This is a genomic window from Bacillus sp. GS3m_15504 (assembly GCF_055825275.1).
This window is the reverse complement of the sequence record NZ_JBVVNL010000003.1, coordinates 106,151-121,495: the sequence shown is the minus strand read 5'-3', so window position 1 is coordinate 121,495 and position 15,345 is coordinate 106,151. Positions and strand designations below refer to the sequence as shown.

Annotated in this window: 14 protein-coding genes and 1 other annotated feature; of the genes, 11 read left to right on the top strand and 3 right to left on the bottom strand. The window is 35.6% G+C overall.

The window, feature by feature from the left end; all coding sequences use genetic code 11:
• Positions 1-642: 642 nt before the first annotated feature.
• Positions 643-1,029, bottom strand: coding sequence for a DUF3938 domain-containing protein (locus AC0L0O_RS22660; RefSeq protein WP_001077766.1), 387 nt, complete (start codon positions 1,027-1,029; stop codon positions 643-645).
• 332 nt (positions 1,030-1,361) lie between these two features.
• Entirely contained in the window at positions 1,362-2,255 is an 894-nt protein-coding gene (locus AC0L0O_RS22655) for a YitT family protein (RefSeq protein WP_000530036.1), read from the bottom strand.
• A 277-nt stretch (positions 2,256-2,532) separates the two neighbouring features.
• Between AC0L0O_RS22655 and AC0L0O_RS22650 the strand changes: the two genes are divergently transcribed.
• The 7 genes from AC0L0O_RS22650 to AC0L0O_RS22620 all read left to right on the top strand — a co-directional run bounded on the left by AC0L0O_RS22650 (position 2,533) and on the right by AC0L0O_RS22620 (position 10,453).
• Positions 2,533-2,817, top strand: coding sequence for a hypothetical protein (locus AC0L0O_RS22650; protein WP_000394930.1), 285 nt, complete (start codon positions 2,533-2,535; stop codon positions 2,815-2,817).
• Positions 2,818-2,845: 28 nt separating this feature from the next.
• Positions 2,846-3,628, top strand: coding sequence for a membrane protein insertase YidC (gene yidC, locus AC0L0O_RS22645; RefSeq protein WP_000920544.1), 783 nt, complete (start codon positions 2,846-2,848; stop codon positions 3,626-3,628).
• A gap of 129 nt (positions 3,629-3,757) precedes the next feature.
• Positions 3,758-4,573: a hypothetical protein gene (locus tag AC0L0O_RS22640; protein ID WP_473786137.1), complete on the top strand. Its 816-nt coding sequence runs from the start codon at positions 3,758-3,760 to the stop codon at positions 4,571-4,573.
• Between the two features lie 292 nt (positions 4,574-4,865).
• Positions 4,866-5,103: a binding site (T-box leader), on the top strand.
• A 65-nt stretch (positions 5,104-5,168) separates the two neighbouring features.
• Positions 5,169-6,485: an APC family permease gene (locus AC0L0O_RS22635; RefSeq protein WP_131371374.1), complete on the top strand. Its 1,317-nt coding sequence runs from the start codon at positions 5,169-5,171 to the stop codon at positions 6,483-6,485.
• A gap of 107 nt (positions 6,486-6,592) precedes the next feature.
• Entirely contained in the window at positions 6,593-7,777 is a 1,185-nt protein-coding gene (locus AC0L0O_RS22630) for an MFS transporter (protein ID WP_131371370.1), read from the top strand.
• 79 nt (positions 7,778-7,856) lie between these two features.
• A complete protein-coding gene (locus AC0L0O_RS22625; protein WP_000971478.1) occupies positions 7,857-8,027 on the top strand; it encodes a hypothetical protein in 171 nt (56 codons plus the stop codon).
• 269 nt (positions 8,028-8,296) lie between these two features.
• On the top strand, positions 8,297-10,453 hold the full coding sequence (locus AC0L0O_RS22620; RefSeq protein WP_428889842.1) for a SpaA isopeptide-forming pilin-related protein: 2,157 nt from the start codon (positions 8,297-8,299) through the stop codon (positions 10,451-10,453).
• Positions 10,454-10,483: 30 nt separating this feature from the next.
• Here the strand turns inward: AC0L0O_RS22620 and AC0L0O_RS22615 are convergent, their stop codons facing one another.
• Positions 10,484-11,242: a TrmB family transcriptional regulator gene (locus AC0L0O_RS22615; RefSeq protein WP_000939488.1), complete on the bottom strand. Its 759-nt coding sequence runs from the start codon at positions 11,240-11,242 to the stop codon at positions 10,484-10,486.
• A 188-nt stretch (positions 11,243-11,430) separates the two neighbouring features.
• On the opposite strand from AC0L0O_RS22615, the gene AC0L0O_RS22610 reads away from it, so the two are divergent.
• The 4 genes from AC0L0O_RS22610 to AC0L0O_RS22595 all read left to right on the top strand — a co-directional run bounded on the left by AC0L0O_RS22610 (position 11,431) and on the right by AC0L0O_RS22595 (position 15,333).
• Positions 11,431-13,431, top strand: a complete 2,001-nt coding sequence (locus tag AC0L0O_RS22610) for a methyl-accepting chemotaxis protein (protein WP_098639140.1) — start codon at positions 11,431-11,433, stop codon at positions 13,429-13,431.
• A gap of 77 nt (positions 13,432-13,508) precedes the next feature.
• Positions 13,509-13,811 carry an MTH1187 family thiamine-binding protein gene (locus tag AC0L0O_RS22605; RefSeq protein WP_001018862.1) on the top strand — a complete coding sequence of 101 codons (303 nt, stop codon included), beginning with the start codon at positions 13,509-13,511 and terminating at the stop codon, positions 13,809-13,811.
• 48 nt (positions 13,812-13,859) lie between these two features.
• On the top strand, positions 13,860-14,105 hold the full coding sequence (locus AC0L0O_RS22600; protein WP_098639139.1) for a YusU family protein: 246 nt from the start codon (positions 13,860-13,862) through the stop codon (positions 14,103-14,105).
• A 310-nt stretch (positions 14,106-14,415) separates the two neighbouring features.
• Positions 14,416-15,333, top strand: coding sequence for a proline dehydrogenase family protein (locus AC0L0O_RS22595; protein ID WP_000436772.1), 918 nt, complete (start codon positions 14,416-14,418; stop codon positions 15,331-15,333).
• Positions 15,334-15,345: the final 12 nt, after the last annotated feature.

The following is a 15,345-nucleotide window of genomic DNA, read 5'->3' as shown; positions in this document are numbered from 1 at the left end:
TTCGAGTGTCGAAGGTTGTCGTTAAATCGATATCTTGTGTCGAATCGCCGATATAATGAAAAAATCGTTGATATAAGTGGAGAAACGATCGATATATTTGAAAAATCGTTGATATAATCCGGTTGGTACTGGGTGGGGTATATGGAAAAGAAGTTGCCGTGAGGGTAACTTCTTTTTATTGTAGTGGCGGGGTATAGAGCATAAATAGATTGCCGAAAATTGTCGGTAAGTCGATATCCTATGTCGAATCGTCGATATAATGAAAAAATCGCCGATAAAAGTGTAGAAATCGTCGATATATTTGAAACATCGTTGATATAATTCGGTTGGTACTGGGTGGGGTATATGGAAAAGAAGTTGCTGTGAGGGTAACTTCTTTTTATTGTAGTGGTGGGGTATAGAGTATAAATAGATTGTCGAAAATTGTCGGTAAGTCGATATCCTATGTCGAATCGTCGATATAATGAAAAAATCGCCGATAAAAGTGGAGAAACGATCGATATATTTGAAAAATCGTTGATATAATCCGGTTGGTACTGGGTGGGGTATGTGGAAAAGAAGTTGCTGTGAGGGTAACTTCTTTTTATTGTGATGCCGTGGTATGCAAAACAACATAAAAAAGCTGGAAGAATATCTTCCAGCTTACGAGTTACTTTCAATTTGGCGACCGTTTTCTTCTTCATTGTCTTGTAATAGGTTGAATACATCTGCTAGACAGAATGCAATGAACCAAGTCCATAGACCGTGGAAGAAAGCTGAGCTTAATTGAAGTGGTAATGTATAGTTAGTCATTGAGTAGGAAATACATCCGCCAACGATTCCGATCATTGTTAATAACATTGTTTTTTGTGCATTTTCTTCTGGGTTAAAGAGGAAGAAAATGTATCCACCTAAAATTGAAGCGCTTACAAGTGTTTCGATTCCATTAAAAATGATATTCTCTCCAAGCTGATTGTTTGTCCAGAAGCAGATTGTTCCGCCGATAATAGCAAACAGGACAGCTATTGTATATCGTATATATTGATTCATATGTTCATCTCCCTATGTAATAAGATGATTTGGAAGTCAAAAAGGTAGGTATAGTATATTGAAGTGAATTTTAGTTGTACGTATCTTTTTATAAAAAGATCATTGAAGAGTGATCGGTTTTTTTAAACCGTTACGTGTATGGTGATTGAAATATACCTGACTTCTCGTTTCTTTTTGTTTGTAAAATATGAGAAACTTCCAAGTCTATATACTCTTTTTTTGTGAGTCTGTTTTTATTATAACACATTTAGAGACATAATAATAGAATTATCTGATTTTGTAATAAGTGTAAAAAATAAAAAGCGCAAGGAATATTAGTTCCTTGCGCTTTTTTATATGCGTTTGAAACGGCCGACAATTTCAACTGTTTCAGTAATGTTCATAAATGCTTTGTTATCCACTTGACGAATAATACGTTTCATTTCGCCTAACTCATAGCGAGTCACGACAGTGTAAATCATTTTTTTCTTATGGTTTGTATAGCCGCCGACAGCATCTACCATTGTCACGCCACGTATGCCGTGATGTAGTAGGGCGCTTTTTATTTCCTCGCCTTTTTCAGTAATTGTCATTATCGTTAATTTAATATGTTTCGTATGCACAGCATCGATCACTTTGCTGACTACAAATCGACTAATTAACGTATAAAGTGTAATATCCCATCCGAAAATAAATCCTGCTACAACAAGTAAGATTAAGTTGAATCCGAAAATAATTGCTCCAATGGAAACATCTCGATATTTCGCTACAATCAATCCAACAACATCAAAGCCACCTGTTGAAGAAGCAAATCGGAATATGATTCCGGAAGCTGCTCCGCAGATTACACCACCGAATACAGAAGAAAGTAAAATATCGTCTGAAACTTGGTGTACAGGGATAATGTTCATCGCTAACGATGATACAGCTACAAAGTACGCTGTTAAAAAGGTTGTCTTCTTGCCTAAGTAAAAGTGACTTAAAATAAGAAGAGGAATGTTTAGTAAAAAGATAAGTGCACCGATATTGTAGTGCATTAAATAACCGATAATCATCCCTACGCCAGCGAATCCACCGCTAATCATATTATGCGGGATAAAGAACATATTCATAGAAATTGCATACAAAATAGAAGCTACGAAAATAACAACCAACTGTATGATAAATTCTAAGTGAAATGTTTTAGCTGCTGGGAAGGATAAAAAGGCGGTGTCGGGAACGTAATCGGCGTCTCCTAGTTGACCCATAGTATGTTTCATCTCCATATTCATTTTTGATTACAAGAAGAGAATAAAGGTTTTTTCAAAAACTGGCAATAGTTTTATTATAATGCAAAAATTTTATAAATTTCTAATAAATCAAGCCTATTCATTGATGTGTGTGAATATACTAAAGAAAGCGAATACAATGTTTCTCAATTATTATTTTCTTGAGAAAATATGCAAAATACTTTTTTTGACGATAAAAGGAAATAGAGAATGTTTGCCGAATGTGCTAAAATGACCTTATTAAGGATGTGAAGCGATGGAATTTTTATTGCAGGATGCAATTCTATATATATCGTTTGTAACGACAGCACTTTGTTTATTAGAAGTTTTCTTCCTTGCTAACGTTTCTCGCTTTGTGCGTCAGCAAGCATCGAGCGGTAGACAAAGAGCTTTTGCGTTAGTTGATACATGTGAAGATAGTGCAGGGAATGTACCGCTATTTTCTATTTTTTATAAATATGGAATGATTCGTTCTGTACGTAGACAAGAATCAAGTGAAGAGAATGACGAGGTCGGTCCGTATACACCAATGTTTCGCTAAATAATTACGAAACATTGGAGGAATGAACATGTTAAAATCATACCGAGCTGTGCTCGTTAGTTTATCATTATTACTTGTTTTTGTTTTATCTGGTTGCAGTAATGCAACCCCAATTGATGCACATAGTACGGGAATTTGGGATCATTACTTTGTATATCCAATCTCGTTTATGATTCAATTTGTTGCTCATCATATACCGGGAGCTAGCTTTGGGATTGCTATCATTATTATGACGCTCGTTATTCGTTCAGCAATGATTCCATTAGCTGTTTCGCAATATCGTAGCCAAGCGAAAATGAAAAAAATGCAACCTGAATTGCAGAAGCTAAAGCAGAAATACGGTGAGGTAAGCAAAGATCTAGAAAAACAAAAACAGTATCAAAAAGAAATGTCAGAACTAATGAAATCAGGCGGTTGGAATCCACTTGCTGGTTGCTGGCCACTATTAATACAAATGCCGATTTTCTCTGCTTTGTATTATGCGATTAGCCGAACAGAAGAGATTCGCACATCTACATTTTTATGGGTGAACTTAGGACATGCAGATCCTTATCATATATTACCGATTATTGCAGCGTTAACGACATTTATTCAGATGAAAGTTTTCCAATCGAATAGTACGTCTGGAGAACAAGTACAAATGCTAAAGATGCAGCAAATTATGATGCCCGCAATGATTCTATTTATGGGATTTGCGGCGCCATCCGGACTTGTGTTGTACTGGATAACAGGTAACTTATTTACAATGATGCAAACAATCGTATTAAGAAAAATAATGGAACGTGAAGAGTTACAATTACAAAAAGCTTAGAGAAACACCGCTCGTGATGAGCGGTGTTTTTTTGTTAAGTCGTTAAGGAAATGTTAAGAAACCCTCATTACGATAGGTATTGTATACGAAAGTGTACATGCATTAGAAATATGAAGGAGGAAATTTCCTATGAAGAAGAAAACAGTTGGGTATTTAGCGATTGCAGGTGCTTTATCGTTCGGAATCATTGGAGGAGTCGGTATTCCAGCATTCGCAGCAACGAATACTCCAGCAGCTGAGCAAGCGACAAAAACGGCGAAAAAGGATTTAGATGACGCTACAAAACAAAAAGTAAAAACGATTATGGATGATACAAAGAAGCAGTTAGAGGAGCTAGGTGTAAAGCTTCCCGAGAAAGAAAAACGTAAAGAAATGTTTGCGGGATTAGATGAACAGGCGAAAGAAAAAGCGAAGTCGATTTTAGAGCAAGAAAAGTCCGGGAAATTAACACGTGAACAAGCGCAAGAGGAATTAACAAAACTAGGTGTAAAAATGCCGGAGAAGGGTAAACATGGAGAAGTGTTTGCGGGATTAGATGAACAGGCGAAAGAAAAAGCGAAGTCGATTTTAGAGCAAGAAAAGTCCGGGAAATTAACACGTGAACAAGCAAAAGAGGAATTAACGAAGTTAGGCGTGAACATGCCGGAGAAGGGTAAGCGTAAAGATATGCTTGCTAATTTAGATGAACAGGCGAAAGAAAAAGTGAAGTCAATTTTTGAACAAGAAAAATCCGGCAAATTAACGCATGAGCAATCAAAAGAAGAATTAACAAAACTAGGTATAAAACTCCCAGAGAAAAAGAAGCATGAAGATATATTTGCAGGATTAGATGAGGCAACAAAAACAAAAGCAAAAGCAATTTTAGACAATGAAAAGAAACAATTAGAGGCATTAAATGTGGAGCTTCCGCATCACAAGTTTTTTATGAACAAAGAAGATAAATAATCGAATTACGTAGCTTTCGTGTGGGCAACCGGAAGGTATGTATGTGGGGAGACTTTCTTTTAGAAAGTCTCCCCTTACTTATTGTCGTTTTTTGTTGGTAAATCGATATATCTGAAAAATCGCTGATATAATTTTTTATCGCTACACTGTTCCGAAGATACTAGGAAATTAGAGAAGTGTCGTAACTTCTGTTATAATATAAGAAGAGAAATATTTCGTATGTTATATAAAAAAATATATTGATTTTTTCTAACAATTCAATATAATGAACAATAACTACAAAATTCGACATCGAGAAGTGATGATGAGGACACGATCAATTTTTTACGATTCTCAGAGAGGGAAGCCTTTGGCTGTGAGCTTCCTAATACGAAAAAATGGATTACCACCTCTGAACTGCAGCAGTGAACGAACATCTAGTAATTGCTTGCCGGCAAAAACCGTTATTTTAGACTTGAGAAATTGGTGAAGTGTGTTACTTTGCGAATTGAAACAAGGGTGGAACCACGAATATAACACTCGTCCCTTTTTTAGGGAGGAGTGTTTTTTTATTTCATTTTTGCATCACACTAGGATTGGAAGGAGGATACGCAGCATGCATCATGATGAGAAGAACAAAATTGGTTTAACGGTAGCACTTTCTATCGTAGTAGGAACGATTATTGGGTCTGGTGTGTTTATGAAACCAGGGAGCGTATTAGATTACTCGGGGAGTTCTAATATGGCGATTCTTGCTTGGGTAATTGGTGGTCTGTTAACGTTAGCAAGCGGTTTAACAGTAGCTGAAATAGGAGCGCAAATCCCGAAAAATGGTGGGTTGTATACGTATTTAGAGGAGATTTACGGAAGTTTTTGGGGATATTTATCAGGCTGGATGCAAACGATTGTTTATGGGCCAGCTATTATTGGAACATTAGGGCTATACTTTAGTTCTTTAATGATTAATTTTTTCTATTTAGATAAAGTATGGAATTTACCAATCGCAATTGGAACAGTTGTGTTCCTTGGCGTTGTAAATAGTATGGGAACAAAATACGGAGGTATCGTTCAAACGATCACGACAATCGGGAAAATGATTCCAATCGTATTAATTGTTGTGTTAGGTTTTTGGAAAGGGAATAGCGATATCTTTAACGTAGTTGTGCCGATATCAGAAAATCAAAGTATCGGGATGGCGATCTTAGCAACGTTATTTGCTTATGACGGTTGGATTTTACTTGCTTCGATTGGTGGAGAAATGAAGAATCCAACAAAGTTATTACCGAAAGCTATGACAGTTGGGATTTTAATTGTAACAGCTGCTTACGTATTAATTAATTTGGCGTTACTGAATGTATTACCAGCAACACAAATTGTAGACCTTGGAGAAAATGCAACAGCGACAGCTGCGGGCATGCTACTTGGAGAATATGGCGGGAAAATTATTAGTATCGGTATTATCGTTTCTATTTTCGGTTGTTTAAATGGAAAGATTTTAACGTTCCCACGTATCCCGATGTCGATGGCAGAACGTGGACAGCTTCCATTTGCTAAGTTTATTGCAAAGGAAAGTCCAAGATTTAAAACACCAGCAAATGCGATTACTGTTGAAATCATTTTAGGAATTATTTTAATGATTATTAGTGATCCGAATAAGCTATCTGAGATTTCCGTATTCATTATTTATATTTTCTACGTAATGACGTTTATCGGTGTCTTTATTTTAAGAAAACGTAATAAGAATAAAGAGCGTGCATACAGTGTACCGTTATTCCCAATCGTCCCAATCGTTGCGATTTTGGGCTCACTCTTTGTAATCGGTAGTGCGATTATCAACGATCCACTAAGTTGTTTCTTATCCATTGGAATTGTCTTTACGGGACTGCCGGTGTATTGGTATTTAAACAAGAAGAACAAAACTGAAGTGTCATAATTGAAAGGTAGGCGTATCATACGCCTACCTTTTTTGCTGTAAAAAAATTGTACTTGTGTTCAACTTCTATTTTGGTTACTATAGTCGTAGTAACCAAAATAGAAAGCGTGGGGAAAGACTTGAATTTTCGTGTGTATATTTTAGCTATCGCGGCTTTCGTAGTCGGAACAGTTGAGCTAATTATAGGAGGAACGCTTGATTTAGTTGCCAATGATTTAGGAGTATCTATTAGTGCAGCTGGTCAGCTTATCACAATATTTTCAGTAGTATTTGCTTTATCAGGTCCGGTTTTATTAGCATTAACAGGGAAATGTGAAAGAAAAACATTGTATGTTGGGGCATTATCAATTTTTTTAATCGGAAATATTATTTCAGCATGTAGTGTGAATTACGGGATGTTAATGTTCTCAAGGGTGATTTGTGCGGCGAGTGGTTCGCTTATTATTGCACTGTCAGTAACACTTGCTTCTAGCGTTGTAGAACCGCATTTTCGTGCGCGTGCAATTGGAATCATTTTCATGGGGATTAGTGGATCACTTGTACTTGGAGTACCGCTTGGCCTTGTACTCGGAAATGCATATGGATGGCGTGCACCATTTGTACTCATTTCAATCTTAACAGTTATGGCAATCGCTTGTATTTCATTATTCTTAACGAAAGTACCACCGACATCGGTATTATCAATAAGAGAACAAATTGCTACGTTAAAAGATAAAAAAATCGTTAGTGCACAGTTAACGTCATTTTTATTTTTAACGGGCCATTTAACACTATATGCATATTTAACACCTTTCTTAAAAGATGTGATGCATGTGGAAGCGAATTGGATTAGTGTATTTTACTTCATCTTCGGAATCGCAGCAGTAATTGGGGGCGGCTTCGGAGGCTGGCTTGCTGATAAATGGGGATCGAAGAAAAGTATTATTTCAATTATTATCGTATTTGCGTGTGCGATCTTCCTATTGCCATTAATGACATTCTCGTTCCCGCTGTTCATTATTATGATGGGAATTTGGAGTATGCTGAGCTGGGCTATTTCGCCAGCACAACAAAATTATTTGATTGAAATTGCACCAGAATCAGCTGGTATTCAGCAAAGTTTAAATAACTCTGCCCTTCACTTAGGGATTGCGCTCGGTTCAACAGTAGGCGGAGTTGTTATTGAAAAATCATCTGTTATATATAACGCTTGGGTAGGAGGCGTTTTTATTATATTAGCGCTGCTTTGTGCAATCTTCTCAATTACGAGAGGACGTTCTACTCAGTTTGCGAAGGAAGAATCTATCGTTTGATAGGTTCTTTTTTATTTGTAAAAAATTGCAGGTTTTAGTAGAAAGGTGGAGAATCTGTATGTAGCGAGGTGATGGGGAAATGATGTTTAACTTCTCGATATTCGGTGTAATATTTGCACTATTACCGATAGTCGTAGTTGTTTTTGTATTAGGATGGATTCGTTGCATCTATCAAAATTCAGAGAAACAAGTGGAGCAAAATGAAAAAATTATTGAGCTGTTGACGGAGATAAAGGAAAAAGATAAGTAATATGTATTCGTTTGAAATTTGTTTCTCGTAAGTTAAGAAGGCACTTATAAAGTGCCTTCTTATTATTTTTGAAAATGTAAAACATGTAATATTTATTTGTCAATAGCACCATGACAACAAACAGTTTTAAAGTGGCTTATTACTTTGGAACTTTCTCAACAATTCGACAAGATACTACAAAAAAACCACCTATTCTCTTTTTTTCACTATAAGTACAATGAAACAGTAAGATTGCTTCATGTAGAAATTTATATATGGTGGTGGGGAGAATGAAACGAAAGATGGCAGGAAAATGGTTTAGTTTTTTAAGTGCTCTTATTATTTTATTAGGAATTGCAATGCCACAAGCAAAGGCAGAAGTAATGAACAGGGAAACATATAAGATGGATTGGAGCTATAGTAATTCGAAACAGCGTGAAATAAAGACAGAAATAATTAAAACTGCTTCGGGTAGTATTGCATATTGTTTAACGCCTGATTTACGTTCTCCCAATGGAGAAGATTTGCCTGAAATGGGGAAAACATCTGATGCCGTATATCGTGTTTTATTAAATGGATATCCTCAAAAAAGCCCATCTGAATTAGGTGTAGCGACAACGGAAGAGGCGCATTATGCTACACAATTAGCAGTATGGATTGCAGCAAATGAATTAACGGAAGAAGATTTAGTTGCAAAAAATGAACATGTACATAATCTTATGAAGCGTTTAGTAGAAGCTTCAAAAAAAGAAACTGGATCACAAGATGTATTCTTTAAAGTTAATCCTGTAGATCTACAAACTGCTACACAAAAAGGTGATTATTTAGAAACAGGATTTTATGCAGTGCAAACAAATGCGGTTTCTGGCTCTTATACAATTCTTCCTGAAAATGCTCCTAAAGGGCTTCGAATTGTAAATGAAAATGGTGAAGAGAAAAGTACATTATCAATTAACGAAAAATTCAAAATCTTAATACCGAAAAATACGAGTAGTGGTAACTTTAAAATGAAAGTGAAGTCTACTTTAACAAATTTACAAGCAATAGCTTTTAAAGGATCAGAAAAAGTTCAAAATACAACGGTATTGTTACAAAGAAATAGTGAGAAAATCAGTACAGATTTAGTTGTAAATTGGGAATCAGTAGGATCTTTAAAGATTATGAAATTAGGAGAAAAAAAGGAAGTATTAAAAGGAGCGGTGTTTGAAGTTTCTAATGAAAACTTTAAACAAAATGTTACGACTAATGATAAGGGGATTGCGGAGTTAGGTAATCTCCCAATCGGTATATATAGCGTCAAAGAAATTCAAGCACCGGCTGGATATGTGTTAGACGGAAGTGTTAAAAAAGTTGAAGTGAAAAATGGTGAAACTGCTGTATTAGAGCTGAAAAATGAAAATGTAAAAGGCGAATTAGAAATAACGAAAGTAGATGTAGCGGATGGGAATACAAAATTACCGAATGCAGAATTTACAATCTACAATGAACAAGGGAAAGAAGTAGTAAAAGGGAAAACGGATGAAAAAGGTGTAGCGAAATTCAAACTACCATACGGAAAATACACGTATAAAGAAACAATAGCACCAAATGGATATGTAATAAATGAAGAGACATTCGCATTTGAAATAAAAGAGAATGGAGAAATTATTAAACATATCGTTCAAGATAAGAAGGTAGAAGGTGAGTTAGAAATAACGAAAGTAGATGTAGCAGATGGGAATACGAAATTACCAAATGCAGAGTTTACAATCTACAACGAACAAGGGAAAGAAGTAGTAAAAGGAAAAACAAATGAGCAAGGTATAGCGAAATTCAAACTACCATATGGAAAGTACAAGTATAAAGAAACAATAGCACCAAATGGATATGTAATAAATGAAGAGACATTCGCATTTGAAATAAAAGAGAATGGAGAAATTATTAAACATATTGTTCAAGATAAGAAAGTAGAAGGTGAGTTAGAAATAACGAAAGTAGATGTAGCAGATGGGAATACGAAATTACCGAATGCAGAATTTACAATCTACAACGAACAAGGGAAAGAAGTAGTAAAAGGGAAAACGGATGAAAAAGGTGTAGCGAAATTCAAATTACCATACGGAAAGTACACGTATAAAGAAACAATAGCACCAAATGGATATGTAATAAATGAAGAGACATTCGCATTTGAAATAAAAGAGGATGGAGAAATTATTAAACATATTGTAAAAAATAAGAAAGAAGAAAAGGCATCGCTTCCTTCTAAGCCAAATAAGCCAACACCAAATGGAGAAGCGAAACCTTCCGCTGATGTGAAGCCGATGCAACAACCTAATACTCATAATGAAGTACGTTTACCAGCTACTGGCGGTGTCAGCAATGAATTTACGTCTTTATTCGTTTTAGGAATTAGTTTTATTATTGCGGGTGCTTATGTGTTAAGGATGAAAAATAGAAAAGAAATGTAGAAAAAAACGCCTTGTAATAGAGGCGTTTTTTTAGTATCTCAACTTCATTAATAAACTCTTAATTTCCTCATCTTCCATAAAGAGATCATGGTGTTTCTGGGTAATCTTTGCAAGTGCAACGTCGTGATAAAAGAATTCTGTAAAGAACTTCACGAAAGGTTGTGACATTGTTTTCATTGCTTGCCATGACTCTTGCTCTACGCCAGCAAATAAAATTTCACGGTCGTCAACGATGAGCAGTAAGTATCGCTCTAGCGCGTTAGGCTCTTCGGCTGGGATTAGAAAATGCATGTTTTCTAAGTCTGTTTCTACTTTTCCAACTATAAGGGATTCGGTTTTGACGCCTTGTTTTGCTTTTTCTTCTAATAACGGAAGATATTCTAAAAGAGTATCGTTCCAAGCTGAAATGCGAATTGATTCTTTTGCATTTTCGATGAGTTCTTTACTTTGAACGCGAATAGAAGATTGCATTTTTAAGCTCCATACACGGTCATCTGTAAATGATTTTTTCGATATAGTTGTCTCTAGTTCTTTAATATTGGATTGAAATTCTGTCGTTAATTTTTCAATTGCTAGCTTGAGTGGTAATGCTGTATACATCTTTTTCTTCTCTGAAACAGAATCCATTACCATTCCTTTATCGATTAAGCGTGCAAGCACTTCATATATTTTTGCTTTTGGCACGCCAGAATGCTTCACAATCGTTGTAGCATCTAATGGCTCGTTGCTTGATACGACAACTTCGTAAGCTTGGCTTTCATATTGTGAGAAACCGAATTTTTGTAACATAGTTCCCTCCGAACGAATGAGATTATATAGTTTAAGGATAATGAACTATTTGTTTTTGCACAAGTAGTAGTAGGTTTTCTACTCAGATTGAAGTGAGAATTAGTTTCAATTTTTTAATTTTATCTATTATACTTAATATAATGATTAATAAGATTTGAATTCAATGCGAAGGGGATGCTTTGGGGGATATGTTAAGAAGTTTACGTTTAAAAATTGCGGTAGTATTTTCGGTACTTATTTCTATGATGTTCGTAATATTAGGTACAGCTATGTATCAATTACAGAAAGAGAAGGAAGTGCGCTCCTTAGACCAGTATTCTCAAAATACGATGGATCTTGTGACAGAACAGTTAACTGCATTTATGCAGCGAATTGAAGAAGATATGGGGCATTATGGAAGTCATGATGATATTCAAAACATGCTACAAGATGGAGTTACTCTAGAAGAAGAGAGCTTTATTTTAAAAGAGTTTTCAAGATTTAAAAAGAACCATCCTGATATTTTAGATGTATACATTGGGACAAAAGATAAAAAAACGTTGAGCGCAAATCTCGCTGACGGAGGAAAAGTACCAGAAGGGTATGATCCAACGAGTCGTCAGTGGTATAAAGCATCAGAATCCGATACGAAATCGATTATTTGGGGACAACCACAATATGAAATCGCGACAGGTAAGTTAAGCATTGGAGTGTCAAAAGCAATTGTCGGACAAGATGGATCTGTATTAGGGGTAGTAGCAATGGATGTATCATTAGGAACAATTCAAAAGCTACTCCACAATATTCAATATAATAACGGCGGAGAAATGTTTATCGTAAATGATAAAAATATTGCCATTGTATACCCAGAGAAAGTAGGAAAAGATGTTTCAAAGGAACCACTTTTAAAAAGTTTGAATAAAGATGAAACAAAATTTGCGGTGACAACATTAGGCGGAAAAGATGTAGTAGCCTATAGTCAACTGTTTGATAAGATGAAATGGAAAATTGGGATTGTTTATCCGAAAGAAACGATTGATGGGCTATTAAATAGTACGAGAAATACAGTCATTATAATGGCATGTATTAGCTTATTCGTTGGAATTGTAGCTTCATACTTGTTCTCAAGAAGATTAGCAAGACCACTGCAACTATTAACGAATCACGTTCAAAAAGTAGCAGAAGGTGATTTAACGTTGCAAATGAAAGTGACAAGTAAGGATGAAGTTGGAGAACTGACGAACCATTTTAATCATATGGTTGAGCAAATGAATGAAATGGTAAGTAAAATTAAAAATAGTGTATCAACCGTGCAACAATCAACGAATAATCTACATTATTTAACGAATGAAACTGTAGCAGCTAGTAAAGAAGTGTCAGGTGCAATGGATGATGTAAGCGGAGGAGCATCCACTCTTGCAAATAGTGTAGATGAAGTTTCAGAGCAGCTTGAGAATATGATACAGTCAGTGGAACAAATGAATAGCTCCGTTGGTGAAATAAAAGGAGTAGCTGGCAAAGCTGAAGAGGCATCTAAGCAAGGTTTAAATACGATGCGTAATTTAGTTCGTACAAGAGAACAATCCTCTTCAATTGTTGTTCATACAGAGGAAGCATCTGGAAAGTTGGAGCAAAGGGTTGGATCGATTCAAAATGTTGTAGAGCTTATAAAAGGTATTTCGGATCAAACGAATTTACTTGCTTTAAATGCTTCAATTGAGGCGGCACGTGCGGGTGAACAAGGTAAAGGCTTTGCTGTTGTTGCTGAAGAGGTTCGAAAATTAGCGGAACAATCAAAAGAAGCAACAGTAGAAATTGCGACGATGATTGGTGATGTACAAGTAGAGGTAAGACGAGTTGTAGAAGTTGTAAGTAAATTAAAAGATATTGCGGATATACAAAATAATGTTACGACAGAAGCAGAGGCGGAGTTCCGTACAATTATGTCAGTTGTTAATATCATTAGTACTTCAGTGGAACAAATTGTAGAAGAGGTACATAACATCGGTCACGAGCAAGGAGAAATTACAGCGGTCATGCATACAATTGCTGGTACGAGTCAAGAAAGCGCAGCTGTTTCGGAAGAAGTAAATGCTGCAACTGAATCACAAGTGAATCATTTAGAAAAGGTAGCTCATACGATGGAAAGTTTGACGGAGCATATGAGAGACTTGGAAAGATTGGTTGAGCAATTTAAAATAGAGGAATAACAAATTAGTAAAATGATGCGTATTTCGGTAAAATAGATAATGGATATATAAGAAGCAATTATAGGAGGAAGACTACGATGGCAATTGTTGACGTATCGATTATTCCAGTAGGAACAGGTAATCCAAGTGTTAGTGAATATGTAGCAGAAGTACAAAAGGTGCTAGAGAAAAATGCAGATCGCGTGAAGTATCAATTAACACCAATGAATACAGTTATTGAAGGAGATCTTCCTGTCATTCTAGAAGTAATTCAACAAATGCATGAAGTTCCATATACGAAAGGTGCACAGCGCGTTGCAACAACAATTCGTATCGATGATCGTCGTGATAAAGTAAGCACAATGGAGAAAAAATTAAACTCTGTTCGATCAAAATTATAAAGAAAAGCAGCGATCTTCGCTGCTTTTTTCATATAGGAGGTAGATAAGATGAGTGAAAAGTTTAACGAACAGTTTGACGGGTTGTTAGAGAAATACACGGAACTATTACTTGGAGAGAGCAATGAAGAGAGAAAAGAACAGGTACAGAAGTGGGCACTGTATTCTTACATAGCGAAGACGATGCCGGCTTTAGTGAAGCACTGGAATGAGACTTATCCCGGTGCGAAAGAAGAGATGGTGCAGTTAATTACAGATATTAAAAGGCTGAATGAAGAAAAGAGAAATGAACAATAAAAAAACTTGGGATAAATATAATCTCAAGTTTTCTGTATTAATATCCTCATATAATTTACATGGAATATAAAGGGTTTTATAGGCATGTCGAATATTTTCGACATGCCTATTTTGTGCCTAGTAAACTCCATTTTTCTAAATGTCGAAAAATATTTCAGGCATATTTACAAGCGAGAATATAGGGTTTTAAATGTTTTTATAGTATTTTATAAATTATCTAAATAATTATTTGTATCCAATAATTTTAAACAATGATATAATTTTGAAGAGGGGTAAAAAACAGATAAATCAAGTCATAGGGGTGAATTACATGGAACAATTAATGCGAAATTCGTTTCTTTTCTTATCTAAAAATAAAGCGCTAACAAAACTGGCTAAAAAGTACGGTTTACGCTTTGGTGCAGGTCGCTTTGTCGCAGGGGAGACAATTGAATTAGCGACAGCAGCTATTAAACAATTGAACAAGCAAGGACTTTGTGTAACAATCGATTATTTAGGGGAATTCGTTGATAATGAAGCGGAAGCAAATGAAATGGCCAACCAATCGATTGAAGCAATCCGTGCAATTGGAAGAGAAGGTCTTGATTCGCAACTTTCTTTAAAGATGACTTCTATGGGATTAGATATCTCTGATGAAATCGTAATGAACAATATGCGCCGTATTTTAGAAGCTGCAAAAGAAAATGGTGTGTTCGTTACAATTGATATGGAAGATTATACACGCTGCGGAAAGACAATTGATATCTTTAAACAGTTAAAATCTGAGTACGATAATATTGGTACGGTTATTCAAGCTTACCTATATCGTACAGAAAAAGATATTGAAGACTTAAATGCTTATAATCCTAATTTACGTCTTGTAAAAGGGGCTTATAAAGAACCTGAAGAAGTGGCGTTCCCGGACAAAAAAGATGTAGATGACAATTATAAAAAGATTATTAAAATGCACTTATTAAATGGAAATTATACTGCAATTGCTTCACATGACGAAGCGATTATTGAATATACGAAAAAACTTGCCGAAGAACACAACATTCCAAGGGATCAATTTGAATTCCAGATGCTATATGGTATTCGTAATGAGCGTCAACTTGAGCTAGTAAAAGAAGGTTACAAAATGCGTGTTTACGTACCTTATGGAAACGACTGGTATGGCTACTTCATGCGTCGTCTAGCAGAGCGTCCAGCAAACGTTGCGTTCGTATTAAAAGGTATGGTTAAAAAATAACCAAGGAGTAAA